The sequence below is a fragment of the Alloalcanivorax marinus genome, assembly GCF_016785095.1.
Taxonomy (GTDB): domain Bacteria; phylum Pseudomonadota; class Gammaproteobacteria; order Pseudomonadales; family Alcanivoracaceae; genus Alloalcanivorax; species Alloalcanivorax marinus_A.
Window position 1 is genome coordinate 234,410 of record NZ_JAEKJB010000008.1, and the last position, 20,401, is coordinate 254,810.

Sequence of the window (20,401 nt, forward strand, 5' to 3'; positions counted from 1 at the left end):
GTTACAGCCCGCGCAGGACATTGAGAATGGTCTCCTCGCTGACCGGCTTCTGTAGGAAACCAACGCCCTTTTCCCGCGCCCGGGCCTGAACCTCGGCGCGCCGATCCGCGGTGATCAGCATCGCCGGTACCACGTCCTCCCAATAACCATCCAGGGCTTCGATGACCTGGAAACCGGTCTCGCCACCATCCAGTTGGTAATCCACCAGCAGCAGGTCCGGTTCCGGTTGGCCATGGGCTTTGCGCAGGGCCTCCTCCCGGGAGCCGGCGGTGACCGGCTCGCAGCCCAAAGCGCGCAGCAAGGCTTCCAGGCTGGCCAGCAAGGCGGGATCATTGTCCACGCAGAACACGCGGGTGCCGGCCAGATCATGGCGATCTTCCAGTGCCGGGGCCGGGATCGGGGTGGTCTCTTCCACCGCCGCCGCCCCGGCCAGCGGCACGTACACCGAGAACACCGTGCCCTTGCCGGGCCAGGACTGCACCGTGATGCGGTGGCCCAGCAATCGGCAGATGCGGTCCGCAATCGCCAGCCCCAGCCCCAGCCCCTTGACCTGCCGGCGCCCCTGCTGGGGCAGCCGCATGAACTCGTGGAACACCTTGGTCTGCTGGTCCTCGGGGATACCCGGGCCGGTATCCCAGATCTCGATACGCAGGGTGTCGCCACGCCGCCGGCAGCCGAACAACACCCTGCCCCGTTCGGTATAGCGGACGGCGTTGGACAGCAGATTCTGCAGCACCCGGCGCAGCAGTGCCTCGTCGGTGCGCACGTAGAGATCGCTGTACACGGTGCGCAGGGAAAGCCCTTCGGCCCTGGCCAGCACGCTGAATTCCTGGCCAAGCTGCTGCATCAGGGGTCGCACCGCCACGGTAGCGGGGTTGGCCTGCATGGTGCCGGTGTCCAGGCGGCTGATTTCCAACAACGCCGAAATAATCTGCTCGGCGGCGCGCAAGGAACTGTCGATGTGCCCCAGCACCTGACGTTCGTAACCGAACTCACCATCGCGTTGCCCAAGCCGCTGGGACAACGACGAGGCGAACAACTGGGCAGCGTTGAGCGGCTGCATCAGATCATGGCCGGCGGCGGCCAGGAAACGGGTCTTGCCCTCGTTGGCCTGCTCGAGCTGGCTGTTCACCTCGGACAGTCGCCGGGTACGCTCGGAGACCATCTGCTCCAGGTTCTCGTTGATCTGACGCAGAGCGATCTCATCGCGCTTACGCTCGGTGATATCCATGTAGGTGCTGACAAAGCCACCACCTTCCATGGGATTGCCACGCACCTCCACGATCACGCCATTGGGCAGCTCCCGCTCGAAGCTGTGGGCACTGCCCTCGCGCAATAGCTGTACCCGCTTGCGCACATCCTGTTCCAGGTCCCGGCCATCGTAAAAGCCGCGTTCCGCGTTGTGACGGTAAACTTCCTCAATAGGCCGGCCCAGGCGAATAAACCCTTCCGGGTAGCCGAACAGATTCACGTAGGCCTGGTTCCAGGCGACGATGTTCAGGTCCCGGTCCACCACGCAAATACCCTGACTGATGGTCTCGATGGTGGTGCGCAACAACTGGTGGTTGAACTGAATCAGCTGCGACGCCTCATCCATGATGCGCACCATGTCATCGCGGCGCACGCTCTGCTTGCTGAGCAGAGAACCCATCACGATGCGCGCGGTGGAGGCACCCATGGCACCGGCCAGCAGCCGCTCCACGTAACGTACCAGGTGCAGAGGGGCCGGCAGGGACGGGTCCTCGGAAATCTGTCGGCGATGCAGGTAATCGAAGAACAGCGGCCGGGCACGGGGGTGCCCCAGCCCGCGCTCGCACACCTGCAGCAGCTCGCCGGTGGTGATCAACGGATGGCCCATGCCTTCCCGCCACCAGTCCGTGGGCGTGTCCACGAAGCGGGTGGCCTGAGTCTCGTCCAGTGGCGAATGCCGGGCGCGCCGGGAGAACGCCACATAGGCCACCAGGTTCAGGCTCAGGCTCCAGAACACGCCATGGGTAAGCGGTGCCAGGCCCTCGATACCGAACAGCGCATAGGGGCGCAGCAACCCGAGGCCGAACAGGCCATGGCTATTCAGGTAATCCACCCACTCCATGGGCAGCAGCAAAGGCAGCAACAGGCAATAGGCCCACACCAGAAAACCGACGATCAGCCCGACGAAGGCGCCACTCTGGTGGCCACGGTGCCAGTAGAGGCCGCCGATCAACGCCGGCGCCAGTTGCGCCACGGCGGCAAAGGACAGCAAACCAATGCGAGCCAGGCCCTCGAAACGGTCGATCATGATATGGAACACGAACGCCAGGGCCAGCAGCACCACGATGCTCAGCCGCCGCAGCAGGCGCACCTGGTTGCTCAGGTCGGACAATTCCTCATCGCCCTGGATGCGGTACTGCACCCAGGCCGGCATCAGCACCTCATTGGTGAGCATGATCGCCAGCGCCATGGTGGACATGATCACCATGCCGGTGGCGGCGGCGATACCACCGATAAACGCCAGCAGCATCATGGCGTTGTTGCCGGCCGCCATGGGCAACGACAGCATGTACATGTCCGCGGACCCGGAGTGAGGCTGGGTCAGCAGCCCGGCGGCCACGATCGGCAGCACGAACACGGCGAACAGCGCCAGGTACAACGGCATCAGCCAGCGCGCCTTGCGCAGGTGCTGGATGTCATTATTTTCCACCACCCCGGCATGAAACTGGCGCGGCAGGCACAGGATCGCCAGCATCGACAGCAACAGGGCGGTGACGAAGTTCTGCGAGAACAGCGCCGGCTCGAAGGTGGCGCGCAAATCCGGCGCCGCCATCACCCGCCGCCACAGGTCCGCCGGCCCCTCGAACACCACGAACAGGCAGAACAGCCCCATGATCACGAACGCCACCAGCTTGATGAAGGACTCGAAGCTGACCGCCAGCATCAGGCCGGACTGGTGTTCCGTCGCGTCGATATGGCGGGTGCCGAACAGCAGGGTGAATACCGCCATCAAGGCCGAAACCGCCAGGGCGATATCCAACGGTGGCGTGGCGCTGACTCCCACCACATGCTCGAAGGACAGGGTCACCGCCTTGAGCTGCAGGGCGATGTAAGGCAACACGCCGACGATGGCCACCACCGTGACCAGCACCGCCAGTTGCCGGGATTTACCATAGCGCGCCGCCAGGAAGTCGGCGATCGAGGTAATGTGGTGCTGCTTACCCACCGATACCAGCTTATAGATCAGCTCACCACCAAGCAGCATGGTAAGGATCGGGCCCAGATAGATGGGCAGGTAAGTCCAGCCACTGTGGGCCGCCTCGCCCACGGCGCCATAAAACGTCCAGGAGGTGCAGTACACTCCCAGCCCCAGGCTGTAGGTCCAGGCGTTGTTCACCACCGGCAGCCCGCGCCGCTCCGCCCGGTCGCCCCACCAGGCGATGATGAACAGCACCATCACGTACAACAGGGCCATCAGCCCCAGTTGCCATAGACTCAACAAGGCATCACCACTGAAACAAAACCTGGCAGAACCGTACCACCACCGCCAGCATCAGCACCATCAGCCCGGCACGCTGGATCTTGAATTCCACCACCGACAGAGCCATGCCCCTGGCCCAGAAACGCAGCACGCCGGACCAGTCACCGGTACGCCGGATGTAGCGGCCGTAGGCCAGCGCCACCAACAGCAGGCCGCCGAGCAACAAGGCGCCTTGCAGATATTGCATTGTTATTCTCCCCGGCGGACCGTCGCGGACCGCTACTTGAGTTTCAGGTACATCAGCGCCGCCGTGGTGGCGTCGCCGCGAGCGGTATGACGGCCGATCACCGGCACGCCCAGCTTACCGGCCACTTTCTCGAAACGCAGATCCGGCAGCGCCTCCGGGCTGCGATAGCGCTCACGCTTGCGATAAAGATCAGACAACTCCACCACTGGATTGGGCAGAGCGAACCCCAACCGGGGACGCAGGTAGCGATTGAGTACCGCCAGATCGAAATCCAGGCACCAGCCCACCAGGGGCCGGTTGCCGACGAACGCCAGCAACTGCTCCAGGGCCTCGTCCACCTCAAGGCCTCCGGCCAGATCCACTCCGCGCAAACGGTGAATACAAATCGACTCGCCATCCAGACTGGGCGGCGGCGCCATATGAAGGTCCAGGGCGGCGCCGGCGCACACCCGGCCACCCCGGATCGGCACCGCCGCCACCGACACCAGCTCCGCGCGGCGCGGGTCCAGGCCGGTGGTCTCGCAATCCAGCGCCATCAGCTCACTGCCATCCGGCGTCTCGAACAAATGACCGTGGGGGCCGTTACCATGCCGGCGCTTCTGTACCAGCCTTTTCAGCATCGCCACCTCAATATTCCAGATGGAAACGCCGGGACAGGCGTTTCTTGAATTCATTGACCACCTGCAGCGAATCCCGCAGCAGGTCCCGCTCCAGAGCGGTGAGCCGCTCCACCTGCAGTTGGTTGCCGGGCAAATCACCGGCCTCCCCCTCCAGGCGCATCAGTTGCTGTTTGAGGCGCAGCTCGGAAAACAGCGCCATGGCCTCGCCCAACTCCTCGGCGAAGGCCGCCTCCATCTGTCCGGCGTCGACCAGCCGTTCCAGCCGCGCCAGGGTGCCGGTCTCCTCGATCCGTTGCTCAAGGGTCATGGAGCGTACCCCGTGAACCACCGGAAACAGCCCGCCCTTCTTGATATCGATGCCCTGGTCCGGTTTCTTAAGCGCGCCGAACCAGTTCAGAGGCGTGGAGAATTTGAGCGATGGCCGCGCGAATCGCGACAGCAGGATCTGGTCGCCACTGCAGCGCTGGAACAAAGCCTCGCGCAGCCCAGCCACCAGTTCCGTCCGGCCCGCCACCGGATGGGCGTCGATCAGAATCGCCAGGTTCATCATCGCCGCGTCATCTCCCTGCCCGGCCCAGCGGGAAATCTGCTCGCGCCAGCGCGATACCGAACCCACCCAGTCCGGGTTGGACACCATGATATTGCCCGGGCAACGCGGATACCCCAGCGACAGCAGCGTCTCGGTGAAACGGCGCATGTATTCATCACGCTCCGGCCAGTCGGCGGCATCATCCAGAATCAATGCATTGTCCTGGTCGGTCTTGAGAATCTGTTCGCCGCGCCCCTCGCTGCCCAACACCAGCAGGCAGCCGTGTTCCTGGTCTGCCTCGGGCACCACGAACTGGAACGCCTTGCTGATGATGCGGCCATTGAGAGCGGCCAGAAGATCCATGGCGAAGCGCATTTTCACGCCCTGGGCCATCAAGGCCCGCACCAGTTCCGGCAACCGGGCGCTGGCCAGGGAGAGCGCCTCCAGGCTGTCCGCGCGCTCCACCTCCAGGCCCACCACGTAGGAGCGGCTGGAGAAAAAGCTGAGCACATCGGTAAGCTCCACCACGCCCACCGGTTTGCGGCCCTCCATCACCACCACCCGCTCCACGCGACTGCGCGTCATGCTTACCAGGGCAGCGAACAGGTACTCCTCCGGCGGCGCCTTGATCAACTCGAAGGTGGCCAGTGACAACGCCGGCGAGGCGGGGGTCAGCCCCTCGTTGACCAAGCCGCGCAGCAGGTCGGTCTTGGTGATCACGCCCACATGGCCGTCGCGCTCCACCAGCAGGCTGTCCACCTGGCGCTCATTAAGCGCCGCCACCGCCTGCTGGACGGTGCCTCCGCTGGGCAGGATCAGCGGCTCACGCATGCACTGGTTGACCCGCGCCAGCATGAAGCCGGCCATGGTGACGCCGCCTTCCCGGCGCTCGGCCAGCAGCCGGTTCTTGCTCGCCAGCCGCTGCCGGAAGTAATCCGCGAACGCCGGCTGTTCCTCGCAGAGGGTCCTGAACAGCTCGGCGGGGATCAGATAACAGAGGGTTTCTTCCTCGGTGACGAAACGGTAACGGCTGCGGCCATTGAGCACGCTCATGGCGCCGAACAGATCCCCGGCGGTATATACCCCAAGGCGACCCGCGTCCGCCGGCAGGGTCGGGTCCAGTTCCAGCACCGCGCCCTTGTGCACCAGATATACGGAGGGCGCCGGGTGGCGTGCCTCCAGCAAAACCTCGCCGGCCTCGAAGTAAGCCATTTCCATGGCCGCCTTAAGGCGCCCGCGCTGCCCTTCGTCCAGCAATGAGAACGGCGGTTGCTCGAAATCCACATCAATCATGGCGATTCACCCCGCCCGCGCGGGGGCCTCCATAACGGCAATCGGGGCGACGCCAGGCGCCGCCCCGATTTTCACTTTACTCCGTTTTGGGTCATCGCGCGTCAGTGGGCGTGGGCCTGGCCGGCGCCCCGCGGTACACGGATATCCTCGACGATGTGCTGGATTTCCTCCGGCGGCGCCGCGGTCACGCGGGACACCAGGAAAGCCACCAGGAAGTTGAGGATCATGCCCACGGTGCCAATGCCTTCCGGCGACACCCCGAACAGCCAGTGCTCGGCGCTGTTCAGCTCCGGCGACACGAACTTGAAGTACACGATGTAGGAGAAGGTGAAGATCAGGCCCACCGCCATGCCGGCGATCGCCCCTTCCTTGTTCATGCGACGGTAGAAGATGCCCATCAGAATCACCGGGAAGAAGCTGGCCGCGGCGAGCCCGAAGGCGAACGCCACCACCTGGGCCACGAACCCGGGTGGATTGATCCCGAAGTAGCCGGCGATACAGATCGCCACGATGGCGGCCAGCCGGGCGGCCATCAACTCCTGCTTCTCGGTGATATCCGGCTTCAGGGTCTTCTTGAGCAAATCATGGGATACCGCCGATGAGATCACCAACAACAAGCCGGCCGCCGTGGACAGCGCCGCCGCCACGCCACCGGCCGCCACCAGCGCGATCACCCAGGCCGGAAGATTGCCGATTTCCGGGTTGGCCAGCACGATGATGTCGCGGTCGATATAGACCTCGGATTTATTATCAGTGGGGGCATTGGTGACCACCCGCTGGCCGAAATCACCGGCCGTCTGATTGCGATCACCGGCGAAGTTGGGCTTGCCCTGGAAGGGGTCGCCGGCGGCCATCTGCACGCGGCCGTCGCCGTTCTTGTCGAGCCAGCCGATCAGCCCGGAGTTCTCCCAGTTGTAGAACCACTCCGGCAGTTGCTCGTATTCGGCGTTGTTGACGGTCTCGATCAGGTTGGTGCGCGCGAACGCGCCCACCGCCGGCGCGGTGGTGTACAGCAGGGCGATGAAGAACAGTGCCCAGCCAGCGCTGATACGAGCGTCACGTACCGTGGGCACGGTGAAGAAACGCACGATCACATGGGGCAGGCCGGCGGTGCCACACATCAGCGCCGCGGTGATGAAGAACACATCAATGGTGCTCTTGCTACCGTCGGTGTAGGCGCCGAAGCCAAGATCCTGGACGATCTGATCAAGCCGTTCGAGCAGATACACGCCGGTGTCATTCCCGGCGGCATCAAGCACCGTGGCACCAAACCCGGTTTGCGGCAGGACATGACCGGTCATCAGGATGGAAAGGAACACCGCCGGTACCAGGAAGGCGAAAATCAATACACAGTACTGCGCCACCTGGGTATAGGTAATGCCCTTCATGCCACCCAGCACCGCGTAGAAAAACACGATCGCCATGCCGATGATCACGCCCAGGTTCACATCCACTTCCAGGAAGCGGGCGAACACGATACCGACACCGCGCATCTGCCCGGCCACGTAGGTGAACGACACGAAAATAACGCAGACCACCGCCACCGTGCGGGCGACGTTGGAGTAATAACGGTCACCGATGAAATCCGGCACCGTGAACTTGCCGAACTTACGCAGGTAAGGGGCCAACAACATCGCCAGCAGCACATAGCCACCGGTCCAGCCCATCAGATACACCGAGGCATCGTAGCCGGCATAGGCGATGATGCCCGCCATGGAAATGAACGAGGCCGCCGACATCCAGTCCGCCGCGGTAGCGGCACCGTTGGCGATCGGCGACACGCCACCGCCGGCGACATAAAAGTCCTTCGTGGACGCGGCCCGCGACCAGATCGCGATGCCGATATAGAGCGCGAACGACGCGCCCACGAAGATATAGGTGAGCAGTTGAACATCCATTTTTCCGGTCCTCTTGTTATTACTCTTCGTGGACGTCGAATTTGCGATCCAGTTTGTTCATCGAGCGCGCATACATGATGATCAGCGCCAGGAACACATAGATCGAGCCTTGTTGTGCGAACCAGAAACCCAGCTTGAAACCGAAAAACTGAATGTTGTTGAGCACATCGGCGAGCAGAATGCCGCAGCCATAGGACACGACGAACCACACGACCAGATAACTCAGGATCAACTTCACGTTGGCGGCCCAGTAGGCGCGGGCGTTTTCTTCTCTCATTGGTTTACCCCTCTGCGTACTGACGGTAAAACTCTTGCTGCCAGGAAGACTAAACAAAGGGGTGGGTCGCCACAGTATGACTTTAGTCGAAGGCCCGGCTGACGCGGGCTCCAGCCCGGCGGAGGTTCGACGAAGGTCGAAGGCGGCAACGGCAGGAGCGGCTTCAGGCCGTGCGGTGAAGGGTCGCCACCAGGGGGCGAATGCGGGTTTCCCGCTTAACGCTCTGCAACAGCGCCGCCGCCTCCGGCCAGCGGCGGCGAGAATAACTGAGCCATTGTTTCACGCGGCCGCACAGCTGCGGCTCGGTGCCGGTATCGAAAATCGACTCGCCGAAATCCCCCAGCACCGCCAGCACCTCGGGCCAGCTCGCCGGGGCACCGCCGCGCACTGCTCGCACCAGCAAAGGATCGGCCACCGCGCCCCGGCCCAGCATCAGGTCCGGGCAACCACTTTCGCGCTGGCAGCGACGCGCATCCTCGACATTCCAGATTTCACCGTTGGCGATCACCGGCAGGGACACCGCCTCGCGGATCGCGCCGATGCGATCCCAATAAGCCGGCGGTCGGTATCCCTGACGCTTGGTGCGTCCGTGCACGGTGAGCCAGGCGGCGCCGGCGTCCTCCACGGCCCGCGCATTATCCAGGGCACGGGCATCATCGGCGTTGCCAAGACGCATCTTCACCGATACCGGAACGGGCTCCGGCACCGCCCGCCGCACCGCCGCCGTCACCGCGTGCACCAGCTCCGGCTCATCCAGCAGTACCGCGCCGCCGCGATGGCGGTTCACGGTCTTCGCCGGGCAACCGAAGTTCAGGTCAATGGCCGGCGCTCCCAGTTCCACGGCGCGCGTCGCATTGTCGGCCATACAGGCCGGGTCGGACCCCAACAGCTGCAGATGCACCGGCGTACCGGCCCGGGTACGCGCGCCATCGCGCAATTCCGGGCACCAGCGATAAAAGACCCGTGGCGGCAACAGCATGCCGCTGACGCGCACGAATTCGCTGACGCACCAGTCGTAATGGCCAACATCGGTGAGCGCCCGGCGTACCCAATAGTCCGCCAGGCCCTCCATGGGGGCGAGGATCAGTTTCATGGGCGCGGAGTATAACAGCGTGGCGGTGCCGGCGAGGGACCCCGCCCGTATCGCAAGCGAAACGCCATAGATTAAAGGAGATCAGAGGAAGAAGCCGCTTGCGACCACCGGGCGGGCATTTCACTATAGGAGCCGGCGCTCCCCGGCGGAAGGCCATGGTTAGACCCTTTTGGAATGAGGATTGTCCCCATGAGTACCCATGAAGGAGGCTGCTTGTGCGGCCAGGTGCGCTACCGCATCCAGGGCCCGTTTCATCAATTCCATCTGTGCCATTGCTCGCGCTGCCGCCGTTTCAGCGGCACCGCCCATGCCGCCAATCTGATGGCGCCGGCCAGCCACCTGGAGTGGCTCGCCGGCGAGGATTCGGTGCGCCGCTACGATCTGCCGGGAACCCGATTCTCCCGGGCCTTCTGCCAGCTATGTGGCGGCATGGTGCCCCACACCCGCGACGATCTGGCCATCGTCCCCGCCGGCGGCCTGGACCGGGACCCCGGCCAGGACCCGGACGACCACATCTTCTGGGACGATCGGGCCGGCTGGTATGAGCCGGGGCTTGGAGCTAAGAAGTACTCACAAACCCCCAACACCTGAAAACCAGGCCACCCCGGGTCGGGCGCTGGCCCGGATTGACCCCTCCGCGGCGCTACAGTAGTGTTGCGCCGCGTTCAGAGAGAGAGACTCATGGCCAACAAAGCCCCGCAATTGGAAGAAGCCCTGGACAGCCTGGAAGCCCTGGTGGAGCGGATGGAATCCGGTGAACTCACCCTGGAGGAATCCCTGCAAGCCTTCGAACAGGGCGTCAAGCTCACCCGGGAATGCCAGCAGGCCCTGACCCAGGCCGAGCAGAAGGTACGGATCCTGCTTGATCAGGACCCGGAAGGGGAACCCGCCCCGTTCGAAAACCGCGATGACGCCTGACTTGAACCATTTCGACGACTTTGCCGAGGACAGCCGCGCCCGGCTTGAAAACGCCCTGCGCCACCTCCTGCCCGACCCCGCCAACAGCGCCAGCCCGCGCCTCGCAGAGGCAATGCGCTACGCCGCCCTGGCCGGCGGCAAGCGAATCCGTCCGATGCTGGTGTACGCCGCCTGCCGCCTGGCCGGCGGCGACACGGACCAGGCCGACGTGGCGGCGGTGGCGGTGGAATCGATCCACGCCTATTCCCTGGTCCACGACGACCTGCCAGCCATGGACGACGACGACCTGCGCCGGGGCCAGCCCACCTGCCACCGGGCCTTCGACGAGGCCACCGCGATCCTGGCCGGCGACACCCTGCTCACCCTGGCCTTCGAGCTGCTCAGCGACGCCGGTGATTACTCCGACGCCGCCCGGGTCGCCATGTCACGGGTGCTGTGCCGCGCCGCCGGCGGCGCCGGCATGGCCGCCGGCCAGATGCTGGACATGGCCGCCCACGGCCAGCTGCAGGACGTGAGCGCCCTGGAGCGCATGCATTACCTGAAGACCGGTCGCCTGATCACCGCCAGTCTGCTGCTTGGCTACCACGCCGCGGAACGGCCGGACCCGGCTTTGGAAAGCGCGTTGGTCGCCTTTGGTGACGCCATCGGGCTGGCGTTCCAGATTCAGGACGACATTCTCGATGTCACCGCCGACACCGACCAGTTGGGCAAACCCAGCAAGTCGGATGAAAAACACGGTAAAAGCACTTTCCCGGCGCTGCTCGGCCTGGAGGCCAGCCGCCAGCGCGCCCAGACTCTGTGCGATCAGGCCCGGCGGGCGCTGGAGGGCTACGGCGAAGCCGCCCGCCCATTGCAACAATTGGCGCACTACATCGTGCAACGCACCCACTGACCCCGGCGCCCGGCAAAGGGGTCGGTCGGCACCCCTGACGGGGACCCGCTCCGACCGTTATAATCGATGCCTTCGCCGCCGACTGAATCAGGCTCGATATCCATGCCAAAAACGTTCACCGACATTCCGCTGACCCGCCCGCGCACGCCCCTTCTGGACGATGTCCTGGCGCCGGCGGACCTGCGCCGCCTTCCCGAGGCGGAGCTGGAACGGCTGGCCGACGAGCTGCGCGCCTACCTGCTCTACGCGGTGGGCCGCAGTGGCGGCCACTTCGGCGCCGGCCTGGGCGTGGTGGAACTGACGGTGGCGCTGCACTATCTGTTCGACACCCCCCACGACCGGCTGGTGTGGGACGTGGGCCACCAGTGCTACCCGCACAAGATCCTCACTGGCCGTCGCGACGACCTGCTCAAGGTGCGCCAGCAGGATGGCCCGTCCGGTTTCCCCAACCGCGCTGAATCCGAGTACGACACCTTTGGCGTGGGCCATTCCTCCACCTCCATCAGCGCCGCCCTGGGCATGGCCCTGGGCGCCGAGAACGCCGGCGAGAAACGCCGCACGGTGGCGGTGATCGGCGACGGCGCGATGACCGCCGGCCAGGCCTTCGAGGCGCTCAGCCACGCCGCCCACACCCGCGCCAACCTGCTGGTGGTGCTCAACGACAACACCATGTCCATCGGCCACAACGTGGGCGGGCTGGCCAACTACTTCGCCCGCATCTGGGCCTCCAAGACCTACATCGCCCTGCGCGAGGGCGGCAAGAAGGTGCTCTCGGCCATGCCGGCGGCCTGGGACTTCGTGCGCCGCACCGAGGAGAGCATGAAGAACATGGTGAGCCCGGACATGCTGTTCGAGGCCATCGGCTTCAATTACATCGGCCCCATCGACGGCCATGATCTCGATGAACTGACCGCCACCCTGGCCACCATGCGTGACCTGGAAGGTCCGCAGTTGCTGCATGTGTACACCACCAAGGGCAAGGGTTTCGGCCCCGCCGAGGCGGACCCGGTGGGCTACCACGCGATCAACAAGATCGAGCCCAAGCCCAAGGTGACGCCGGCCAAGCCGGCGGCCCCGGCCGCGGGCCCCAAGTACCAGCAGGTGTTCGGCGACTGGCTGTGCGATCTGGCCGAGCGCGACCAGCGCCTGATCGGCATCACCCCGGCCATGTGCGAGGGTTCGGGCATGGTCGATTTCGCGCGCCGCTTTCCGGACCGCTACCATGACGTGGCGATTTGCGAGCAGCACGCGGTGACCCTGGCCGGCGGCATGGCCTGCGAGGGCCGTAAGCCGGTGGTGGCGATCTATTCCACCTTCCTGCAGCGCGCCTACGATCAGTTGATCCACGACGTGGCGCTGCAGAACCTGGACGTGACCTTCGGCCTGGACCGGGCCGGCCTGGTGGGCGAGGACGGCGCCACCCACGGCGGCGTGTTCGATCTCGCCTACCTGCGCACCGTGCCCAACATGATCGTGGCGGCGCCTTCCGACGAGAACGAGTGCCGGCAACTGCTTTACACCGCCTGGCTGCACCAGGGTCCGGCGGCGGTGCGTTACCCCCGTGGCACCGGCCCTGGCGCCACCATCCAGCGAGAAATGACGCCACTGCCCATTGGCAAGAGCCGCACCCTGCGCCAGGGCAAGGGCCCGGTCGCCCTGCTTGCCTTCGGCGCCCTGGTGCCGGCGGCTCTGAAGGCGGCGGAAAAGCTGGACGCCACCGTTATCGATATGCGCTGGGTGAAACCCCTGGACCGGGAGGCGGTGCTGGACGCCGCCGGCCAGCACGGCCTGCTGGTCACCCTGGAAGATCACCAGCGCATGGGCGGCGCCGGCTCGGCGGTGAACGAGCTGGTGCTGGAAGAAGGCCTGGCGGTACCGGTGCTTAACCTGGGGCTGCCGGACCACTTCATCCACCACGGCAAGCGCGAGGATCTGTTGGCGCAGCACGGCCTGGACGCCGACGGCATCGAGGCCAGCGTACGCGAGCGTCTCAAGCGCCTGGACACCGCCCTGCCCCACCGGGCCTGAACCCGGCCCTGTCTGTAGGAGCGGCCGGGCGGCGTTCCGCTTCAGTCGCGATCAACCGGTGCGGCCATCGTGGCTAAAGCCGCTCCTACGGCGGAAAGCACCACCAGAGCCAGGGCGCCGGCCACCAGGTCGTCCAGCACGATCCCCAGGCCACCGTTCAGGTGCAGGTCCGCCCAGCCCACCGGCCCCGGCTTGAGCACATCGAAAAATCGGAACACGGCGAACCCCGCCAGCCCCCAGACCGGGCGCCGGGGCACCACCGCCAGGGCCAGCAACAATCCACCCAGTTCATCCCAGACCACCGAGCCCGCGTCATGGATGCCCAGCGCCTGGGAGGCCAGCCCGCAAAGCGGCACACCGGCCGCCGCCACCACCAGCACCACCAACAGATAGCGAGACCGAGGCAGCCGCGCCAGCGGCCACCAGAGCAGCAGAAACAGCAACGAGGCCAGCGTGCCCGGCGCCCAGGGGGAAAGACCGGCGCCCAGGCCCTGGGCCAGCAGGACGAGAAAGGATTCCGGATGCATAGGGCGTTTCCTTGGTTGGATTCCGTGCGGCTGTTGCAGGAGCGACTGGGCGGCAATCCGCTTTAGCCGCGATGGCCGCCGTAACGCTCCTCTCCTCTGTAGGAGCGGCTTTAGCCGCGATCAACCGGTGCGGCCATCGCGGCTAAAGCCGCTCCTACACAACAATGCCGCGGCGTTCCTACGGGAAATGGCGCCAGCCGGGGGCGTCGGCGGGGCGCTCGGCGCCGTCCGCGTCGCGCAGGCGCACCGGGCCGGGGCCGGTGACGCGGCCGATAGCATGGGTGCCCTCCGGCAAGGGCTCGTCGGCGGGCCAGGTGAACAGCAGACGGTAATCGTCGCCGCCGGACAACTGCAGCGCCAGGCGGTCGGCCAAATCCAGGGCGGCCAGCTCGTCGTTCACCGGCAGGGCCGCGGTGTCGATCACCGCGCCCAGGCCGCCGCTGGCCTTGAGCATATGACCCAGATCCTGGAGCAGGCCGTCGGAGATGTCGATGCAGGCCCCGGCCCGACCGGCCAGCCGCTGTCCCAAGGTGAGATCCAGATCCGGGGCGGCGAAATGGCGAGCGCTGGCGCTGTCCCGTTGGCCGGCTTGCCAGTGGCGCAGCCCCAGGCCTCCGAGGCCGGGCACGCCGCCCACCGCCAGAAGCTGGCCAGGCAGCGCGCCGTCGCGGCGCAACACCCGGTCGGCGCGCACCGCGCCGGTGGCCTGGATCGCCACGCTCAGCGGGCCGCGGGTCATGTCGCCACCGACCAGGTCGATGCCGGCCCGGTCCGCCAGGGCGAACATCCCCCGGCTGAACTCCGCCAGCCAGGCTTCGTCCACCTCGGGCAGGGTCAACGACAACAGGAACCAGAGCGGGCGGGCACCCATGGCGTACAGGTCGGAAAGATTCACCGCCAGGCAGCGGTGGCCGGTCTCGAAGGGGGGCAGGTCGTCGGGAAAATGGCGGCCGGCGATGCTGGTATCCAGGGTCATCACCAGCTGTTCGCCGGCGGGCGGAGCCAGCAGGGCGGCGTCGTCGCCGGGCCCCAGCAGCACGCCCTCGCCGCCCGGGCCGGGGCGGCGAAAGTATCGTTCGATCAGGGAGAATTCATCCATGGCCCGCCTCCCGGTCGGTTCAGGCGTCGCCGCCCTCTTGGCCGTCGTTGTCCGCCTGGCCATCGTTGCCCGGCTCGCGGCGACGGTGGGCGGTTTCCGCCGAGCGCAGCCGCCGCGCCAGCTTGTCGAGCACGCCATTGACGTATTTGAAGGAGTCCTCGGCACCGAACACCTTGGCCAGTTCGATGCCCTCGTTGATCACCACCCGGTAGGGTACGTCCAGACGCTCCTTGAGCTCGAAGGCACCGATCCGAAGCAACGCTTTCTCCACCTGGGACAACTCCTCCACCCGGCGGTCCAGGAAGGGCCGCAACGCCTCATCCAGCTCGCCGACCCGAGCCGGCACGCCGTGCAGCAGATCATGGAAATAGGTTCGATCCACCTTTTCCATGTCGTTGCTGGCCAGGAACTGCGCCTCGATGTCGCTCAGCGCGCTGCCGGCCAGTTGCCACTGGTAGAGCGCCTGCAGAGCGTAACGGCGAGCCTTGCGGCGCGCGCTGGGGGAAGACGGAACGGTCATCAAAGCGCCTTGAGCAGGGAAACCATTTCCAGAGCGGACAGGGCCGCCTCGGCGCCTTTGTTGCCGGCTTTGGTGCCGCTGCGCTCGATGGCTTGCTCGATGCTGTCCACGGTCAGTACACCGAACGCCACCGGCACGCCGGATTCGTTCTGCACCGCTGCCAGGCCCTTGGCCGCTTCACCGGCCACGTACTCGAAGTGAGCGGTGCCGCCACGGATCACCGCGCCCAGCGCCACCACCGCGTCATAGTCGCGTTTGGCGAGCAGGTTCTTGACCGCCACCGGCAGTTCCCAGGCGCCGGGTACGCGGATGATCTCGATGTCGTCGCGGCTCACGCCATGACGAACCAGGGCGTCCACCGCGCCGGCGAGCAGGGCTTCCACCACGAAGCTGTTGAAACGGGTCACCACCAGGGCGTAGCGGCCACCCACGTTGTTCAGAGTGCCTTCGAAGGTCTTGATGTCGTGCATGTTTCCGTCCTTCTGGCCGATCGCTATTGGCAGGGGCCAATGTTTACGGCGTTTTTAGAGGGAAGCCGGACGCTCGACGCTGGACGCCTGACGCTTTCCGGGAAGCAGCGTCTCGCGTCCGGCGTCAAGCGTCCAGCGTTTTAGCCGTCCGCTTCCACGTATTCGACGATCTCCAGACCGAAGCCGGAGAGCGCGTTGAAGCGCATCGGCGAGCTGAGCAGGCGCATCTTGCGCACGCCCAGCGCCTTGAGAATCTGTGAGCCGGTGCCAATGTTGCGATAGGCCCGGGACTCGCCCTTGGGTTGCGGGGTGGCGCCTTCAAAGAAGGCGCGCAGCCGGTTGAGGCTGGGCTCGGAATCCTCGTCCTGCCCGAGGATGATCACCACCCCGGCTTCCGCTTCCGACAGCGCTTCCAGCACCCGGTGCATGTTCCAGCCGGTGCGGCCATCCAGTTTGGCGCTCATCAGGTCGCGCAGCGGGTCCACCTGGTGCACGCGCACCACCACTTCCTTGTCCTCGTGGATCTCGCCCTTCACCAGGGCCACGTGCAGGTGGCCATCCACGGTATCGTTGAAGGCCACCAGCCGGAACTGGCCGTACCAGGTATCCAGCGGGTGCTCGGAAACCTGCTCGATGGTTTGCTCGTTGAGGGCCCGGTACTGAATCAGGTCGGCGATGGTGCCGATCTTGATGCCGTGCTCCTTGGCGAAGGTTTCCAGGTCCGGGCGACGGGCCATGGAGCCGTCCTGGTTCATCACCTCGCAAATCACCCCGGCGGGCTCGCAGCCGGCCATGGAAGCCAGGTCGCAGGCCGCCTCGGTATGACCGGCGCGGCGCAGCACGCCACCGGGTTCGGCCATCAGCGGAAAGATGTGGCCGGGCTGCACGATGTCGGAGGCCTTGGCGTCCGGCGCCACCGCGGCCTGCACGGTGCGCGCCCGGTCGGCGGCGGAAATGCCGGTGGAAACCCCTTCGCGGGCCTCGATGGAGACCGTGAACTTGGTGCCGAAGCCGCTGCCGTTGGCACTGACCATGAGCGGCAGGTCGAGCTGTTCGCAGCGTTCCTTGGACATCGGCATGCAGATCAGGCCACAGGCGTAACGGGCCATGAAATTGATGGCGTCCGGGGTGACGTGCTCGGCGGCCATCACCAGGTCGCCTTCGTTTTCCCGATCCTCGTCATCCATCAGGATCACCATCTTGCCCTGACGAATGTCCTCGATCAGTTCCTCGATACTGTTCAACTGCATAAGTCCGCCTTATTTCAGAAACCCGTGCTCGGCCAGAAAGGCCGTGGAAATGCCCTGGGAGCCGGGTTGGGCGGCGCGCTCGCCGAGCAGCAGCCGCTCCAGGTAGCGCGCAATGATATCAACTTCCAGGTTCACTGGCGTCCCCACCGCCCAATCCTGGATGGTGGTGACCTCCTGCGTGTGGGGAATGATGTTCAGGGAGAACACCGCGCCGTCCACGCTGTTCACCGTCAGGCTGATACCGTCCACGGTGATCGAGCCCTTCTGGGCGATGTAGCGGGCCAGCTCCGCCGGCGCCTCGATGTCGATGCGCACCGAGCGCGCGTCCGGGGTCATCGCCTTGACCGTGCCCAGCCCGTCCACGTGGCCGCTGACCAGGTGGCCGCCCATGCGCGTGGAGGGCGTCATCGCCTTCTCCAGGTTCACCCGGCTGCCGACCTTGATTTGCTTCAGGGAGGTCAGCGACAGGGTCTCGCCGGACACATCGGCGCTGAAGGCGTCGCCGCCGTCCAGGGCGGTGACCGTCAGGCAAACGCCGTTGACGGCGATCGAATCGCCCAGTTTGACGTCGCCGAAATCCAGTTCGGCGCTCTGGATGCGCAGCGTCACGTCCCCGTTGGCGGGGGTCAGCGCCGCCACCCGTCCCTGGGCTTCAATGATGCCTGTAAACATGACTGTACCTCTGTGCCGGATGCGGACGCCGGTGAAGACCGGCCGAACGTGCGGGAGAACCGCCGGGCGCGCGGAAATATGCAGGAGGAGCGCAATCATAAACGCCCCGGGGGATTCAGTCCAAACCCGGGGCGAGGAAGGCGACGGCGAGAGAAGGGAGGGGAAGGGTTACCAGGTAAGACGGCCGCTGATCAGCGCCCCCTGGCTGTGGTGCTCGCCACCCAGACGGCCTTGATAACCGGCCCACAGGGACAGAGCCGGATTCACCGCCAGCCCCACGCCCAGATGCGGGGCCAGCTGCAGGCGGTCACGTTCGGCTCCGGCCACCCGGAAGGCACCCCCGGCCCCGACGAAGGCGGCATCCTGCTCGGCACGGGCGTCACCGAAGCCACGCTCCAGGGCCAGCCCGGCGTGCAGACTCAGGCGCCGGCGCCCGAGCTGGAAGTAACGGGCGCCGTCGACCCCCACGGCGGCTTCCCCCACGCCCAGGGTGGTGTCGTCCACGGCCAGCCCCAGCGCTCCGGCTCCGGTTTCAGTGAAGGCGTCCCGCTCCAGCCGGGTCCAGGCCAGGCGACCATAGGGCCGCAACACAAGGTCGCCCTGGATCAGATCGACGCCGGCTTCCAGATCCACACGCAGGCTGCGCAGGTCGCTGTCGGACTCGGCGAGTACCCCGGCACCGATGGTGCGAGTGTGATCCACCCGGGCGCGGCCGTAGTTGAGGTCGCCCCGCGCGTAGAGCCCATCGTTCCCCTGCCAGCGTCCGTAAAGGCCGGCGAACCATGCCTTCAGGTCACCATCTGCGTCCCGGTTATCATAGTGAAACTCGCCCTGCCCGCGCCCGACGGCGGCGCCCAGCAGCCAGGCACCCCGGCGCCCGTCCAGGCCCACGGCCAGTTGCTCGCCCCGGAAAGTGTAGGCGGCATTGCCGGTGGGGAAATCACTGTCCTCCTGGTAACGGGAGGAACGCGCCTGCACCCAGACGCCGCCGTGCTCGTCACCACCGTCGGCGGCCGCGCGGTTCGGCGTCAGCCCGGTGGGGGTTACGGCGCGCTCGCCGCCACTACCGGGTGCCGCCAGCGCCTGCAACCCCCGTTGCAGGCGCTCGTTCAGCGTGGCCCGCGAGCCGCCGTCCAGGGCACCGCCACGCTGACGCAGGGCATCCGCGAACTGACGCTGCAACGCCACCGCCACCGTGGGGCCGGCCAGCAGGCTGTCACCACCAAGCGCCGCGAACGCCGCCGCTACCCGGGCTCCGCTGAGCTGCAGCAAATACTGTTGCGCGGCCTCGCCGGTGGGCAGGGTTTCCGCGTAGGCCGCCAGCGCCCGCTGGTTGTCGGTCTCCGCCAGGCTGGCAAAGCGCACGTTGTTGCGCGCCAGCAGCAGGCTCACATCATGGCTGTCGTACACCAGGGACGGATCAAGAAAGGCGAAGTCCGAGGAGACGTCGTCGAACTGGCCGACAATACCCCCATCGGCGTGGAGAAAGGTGTACTGGCTGAGTGGTCGATAGCCGCCATCGGCGCCGACATGGACCACCGAACCGGCCAGGCTGGCCTGGCCGGTCACCTCGACGCGGTCACCATCCCCACCGGACGGGTCCACTTCCACCGCCAGGGTGGCGCCGCTGTTCAGGGTCAGGTCGCCGTCCACGGCCAGGGTACCGATGGAGTTACCCGCCGCCAGGGTACCGCCGGCTTCCACCTCGGTGGCGCCGACCCGGCCGCTACCGCCCAGGGTGGCGCCGTCGGCCACGGTCATGGCACTGCTTCGCCAATCACCGTTTACCGCCAGGCCACCCTGGCCGATCCGCGTGGCGCCGGTGAAAGCGGTGCCGTCCCCGCCGAGCGTCAACCAGCCGGTGCCGGTTTTGCGGAACGCACCAGTGCCCGCGAACCCGTTGCTCAGCATGGCATCGTCGGCCTGGCCACCGTACAGCTCACCGGCATTATCGGTGACCCGATCCGCCCCTTGCCGCACCAACCCGTCGCCACCGGCGCCACCATGCCCGCCGTGATCAAACGGCCGGGCCAGCACCCGGTCGAGCCCCAGGGCCGCCAGCGGCGTGTTGGTCACGTCGTTCATCTCGATGTTGTAGAGATACGCCGTCTGTGTGATCGACAGGTAATCGCTGCCGCCACGGTTCGTGGCATAGGCGCTGATACGACCGCCGGCGAAGGCACCGTTTATCTTGTTGGCGATGTCCGGCAAAGTATCGGTGGCGCTGATCGTGATGGTTTTCGTTACACCACCAATAGTGATACTGAAGCTGTCACCGGCGGCGATACCTCTCTGGCCGGCCAGCGATGCCGCTCCGTCCAAGCCGAAGACGGCGGTGTCCGCGGCATCGTAATAGCCATCCAGTGCATGTCCCTGACCACCCGCGCCCCCTTCATACTCGGTGCCGGCGCCGATGGACAGCGACGCATCGGCGTTGATCATCGCGCCGCCGCCCTCGCCCCCAGCGCCGCCGCGCACGCCATCTGAACCGCTGCCACCGGCGCCCGGCGTACCGGACACCGCCGACGCCATCGCCGGCAACAGCACCATGGAAAAACACAACCCGATGTATTTTTTTTGAATAAAAGCAGCCCCCCAAGGGCCGGAAGGAGAACAG

18 protein-coding genes are annotated in these 20,401 nt (G+C 66.0%); 4 read left to right on the forward strand and 14 right to left on the reverse strand.

The features are described from left to right. Position 1 precedes the first annotated feature (1 nt). The 7 genes from JF515_RS08100 to JF515_RS08130 form a co-directional block, all read right to left on the reverse strand. Complete coding sequence (locus JF515_RS08100) at positions 2-3,469, reverse strand: hybrid sensor histidine kinase/response regulator (protein ID WP_238400938.1); 3,468 nt, start codon at positions 3,467-3,469, stop codon at positions 2-4. A 7-nt stretch (positions 3,470-3,476) separates the two neighbouring features. Further along, the gene (locus JF515_RS08105) at positions 3,477-3,698 is read right to left on the reverse strand and encodes a hypothetical protein (protein WP_203102935.1); all 222 of its coding nucleotides are present in this window, start codon (positions 3,696-3,698) and stop codon (positions 3,477-3,479) included. A 32-nt stretch (positions 3,699-3,730) separates the two neighbouring features. Continuing rightward, the gene (locus tag JF515_RS08110; RefSeq protein ID WP_203104495.1) at positions 3,731-4,318 is read right to left on the reverse strand and encodes a 3'-5' exonuclease; all 588 of its coding nucleotides are present in this window, start codon (positions 4,316-4,318) and stop codon (positions 3,731-3,733) included. A gap of 7 nt (positions 4,319-4,325) precedes the next feature. Continuing rightward, the gene (locus tag JF515_RS08115; RefSeq protein WP_203102937.1) at positions 4,326-6,140 is read right to left on the reverse strand and encodes a DUF294 nucleotidyltransferase-like domain-containing protein; all 1,815 of its coding nucleotides are present in this window, start codon (positions 6,138-6,140) and stop codon (positions 4,326-4,328) included. A gap of 101 nt (positions 6,141-6,241) precedes the next feature. Then, a complete protein-coding gene (locus JF515_RS08120; RefSeq protein ID WP_203102939.1) occupies positions 6,242-8,038 on the reverse strand; it encodes a sodium:solute symporter family protein in 1,797 nt (598 codons plus the stop codon). A gap of 19 nt (positions 8,039-8,057) precedes the next feature. Next, entirely contained in the window at positions 8,058-8,315 is a 258-nt protein-coding gene (locus JF515_RS08125) for a DUF4212 domain-containing protein (protein ID WP_203102941.1), read from the reverse strand. 163 nt (positions 8,316-8,478) lie between these two features. Continuing rightward, positions 8,479-9,408, reverse strand: coding sequence for a tRNA dihydrouridine synthase (locus JF515_RS08130; RefSeq protein ID WP_238400939.1), 930 nt, complete (start codon positions 9,406-9,408; stop codon positions 8,479-8,481). Between the two features lie 189 nt (positions 9,409-9,597). On the opposite strand from JF515_RS08130, the gene JF515_RS08135 reads away from it, so the two are divergent. The 4 genes from JF515_RS08135 (at position 9,598) to dxs (ending at position 13,246) form a co-directional block, all read left to right on the forward strand. Further along, positions 9,598-9,999, forward strand: coding sequence for a GFA family protein (locus JF515_RS08135; protein WP_203102943.1), 402 nt, complete (start codon positions 9,598-9,600; stop codon positions 9,997-9,999). 90 nt (positions 10,000-10,089) lie between these two features. Continuing rightward, the gene (locus tag JF515_RS08140) at positions 10,090-10,326 is read left to right on the forward strand and encodes an exodeoxyribonuclease VII small subunit (RefSeq protein WP_203102945.1); all 237 of its coding nucleotides are present in this window, start codon (positions 10,090-10,092) and stop codon (positions 10,324-10,326) included. Next, positions 10,316-11,218 carry a polyprenyl synthetase family protein gene (locus JF515_RS08145; RefSeq protein WP_203102947.1) on the forward strand — a complete coding sequence of 301 codons (903 nt, stop codon included), beginning with the start codon at positions 10,316-10,318 and terminating at the stop codon, positions 11,216-11,218. The genes JF515_RS08140 and JF515_RS08145 overlap by 11 nt, the downstream gene beginning before the upstream one ends. Before the next feature lie 102 nt (positions 11,219-11,320). After that, positions 11,321-13,246, forward strand: coding sequence for a 1-deoxy-D-xylulose-5-phosphate synthase (gene dxs, locus JF515_RS08150; protein WP_203102948.1), 1,926 nt, complete (start codon positions 11,321-11,323; stop codon positions 13,244-13,246). Between the two features lie 41 nt (positions 13,247-13,287). On the opposite strand, the gene JF515_RS08155 is transcribed toward dxs, so the two are convergent. The 7 genes from JF515_RS08155 to JF515_RS08185 form a co-directional block, all read right to left on the reverse strand. After that, a complete protein-coding gene (locus JF515_RS08155; protein ID WP_203102950.1) occupies positions 13,288-13,773 on the reverse strand; it encodes a phosphatidylglycerophosphatase A family protein in 486 nt (161 codons plus the stop codon). A 178-nt stretch (positions 13,774-13,951) separates the two neighbouring features. Then, on the reverse strand, positions 13,952-14,872 hold the full coding sequence (gene thiL / locus JF515_RS08160) for a thiamine-phosphate kinase (RefSeq protein ID WP_203102952.1): 921 nt from the start codon (positions 14,870-14,872) through the stop codon (positions 13,952-13,954). A gap of 19 nt (positions 14,873-14,891) precedes the next feature. After that, a complete protein-coding gene (gene nusB, locus JF515_RS08165) occupies positions 14,892-15,392 on the reverse strand; it encodes a transcription antitermination factor NusB (RefSeq protein ID WP_203102953.1) in 501 nt (166 codons plus the stop codon). Beyond that, a complete protein-coding gene (gene ribH, locus JF515_RS08170) occupies positions 15,392-15,862 on the reverse strand; it encodes a 6,7-dimethyl-8-ribityllumazine synthase (protein ID WP_203102955.1) in 471 nt (156 codons plus the stop codon). The genes nusB and ribH overlap by 1 nt, the downstream gene beginning before the upstream one ends. A 140-nt stretch (positions 15,863-16,002) precedes the next feature. Further along, entirely contained in the window at positions 16,003-17,112 is a 1,110-nt protein-coding gene (gene ribBA / locus JF515_RS08175) for a bifunctional 3,4-dihydroxy-2-butanone-4-phosphate synthase/GTP cyclohydrolase II (protein ID WP_203102957.1), read from the reverse strand. Between the two features lie 9 nt (positions 17,113-17,121). Next, positions 17,122-17,784 (reverse strand): riboflavin synthase, encoded by a 663-nt coding sequence (locus JF515_RS08180; RefSeq protein WP_203102959.1) that lies wholly within the window; start codon positions 17,782-17,784, stop codon positions 17,122-17,124. A gap of 168 nt (positions 17,785-17,952) precedes the next feature. After that, positions 17,953-20,334, reverse strand: coding sequence for an autotransporter outer membrane beta-barrel domain-containing protein (locus JF515_RS08185; RefSeq protein ID WP_203102967.1), 2,382 nt, complete (start codon positions 20,332-20,334; stop codon positions 17,953-17,955). Positions 20,335-20,401 lie beyond the last annotated feature (67 nt).

Bases quoted from the DNA above. Each gene is read 5' to 3' on its own strand.
- JF515_RS08120 (WP_203102939.1), bottom strand. From the start codon at position 8,038: ATGGATGTTCAACTGCTCACCTATATCTTCGTGGGCGCGTCGTTCGCG.
- JF515_RS08185 (WP_203102967.1), bottom strand. From the start codon at position 20,334: ATGGTGCTGTTGCCGGCGATGGCGTCGGCGGTGTCCGGTACGCCGGGC.
- JF515_RS08115 (WP_203102937.1), bottom strand. From the start codon at position 6,140: ATGATTGATGTGGATTTCGAGCAACCGCCGTTCTCATTGCTGGACGAA.
- JF515_RS08130 (WP_238400939.1), bottom strand. From the start codon at position 9,408: ATGAAACTGATCCTCGCCCCCATGGAGGGCCTGGCGGACTATTGGGTA.
- dxs (WP_203102948.1), top strand. From the start codon at position 11,321: ATGCCAAAAACGTTCACCGACATTCCGCTGACCCGCCCGCGCACGCCC.
- JF515_RS08155 (WP_203102950.1), bottom strand. From the start codon at position 13,773: ATGCATCCGGAATCCTTTCTCGTCCTGCTGGCCCAGGGCCTGGGCGCC.
- JF515_RS08105 (WP_203102935.1), bottom strand. From the start codon at position 3,698: ATGCAATATCTGCAAGGCGCCTTGTTGCTCGGCGGCCTGCTGTTGGTG.
- JF515_RS08125 (WP_203102941.1), bottom strand. From the start codon at position 8,315: ATGAGAGAAGAAAACGCCCGCGCCTACTGGGCCGCCAACGTGAAGTTG.
- JF515_RS08110 (WP_203104495.1), bottom strand. From the start codon at position 4,318: ATGCTGAAAAGGCTGGTACAGAAGCGCCGGCATGGTAACGGCCCCCAC.
- ribBA (WP_203102957.1), bottom strand. From the start codon at position 17,112: ATGCAGTTGAACAGTATCGAGGAACTGATCGAGGACATTCGTCAGGGC.
- JF515_RS08140 (WP_203102945.1), top strand. From the start codon at position 10,090: ATGGCCAACAAAGCCCCGCAATTGGAAGAAGCCCTGGACAGCCTGGAA.
- ribH (WP_203102955.1), bottom strand. From the start codon at position 15,862: ATGCACGACATCAAGACCTTCGAAGGCACTCTGAACAACGTGGGTGGC.
- thiL (WP_203102952.1), bottom strand. From the start codon at position 14,872: ATGGATGAATTCTCCCTGATCGAACGATACTTTCGCCGCCCCGGCCCG.
- JF515_RS08145 (WP_203102947.1), top strand. From the start codon at position 10,316: ATGACGCCTGACTTGAACCATTTCGACGACTTTGCCGAGGACAGCCGC.
- nusB (WP_203102953.1), bottom strand. From the start codon at position 15,392: ATGACCGTTCCGTCTTCCCCCAGCGCGCGCCGCAAGGCTCGCCGTTAC.
- JF515_RS08180 (WP_203102959.1), bottom strand. From the start codon at position 17,784: ATGTTTACAGGCATCATTGAAGCCCAGGGACGGGTGGCGGCGCTGACC.
- JF515_RS08135 (WP_203102943.1), top strand. From the start codon at position 9,598: ATGAGTACCCATGAAGGAGGCTGCTTGTGCGGCCAGGTGCGCTACCGC.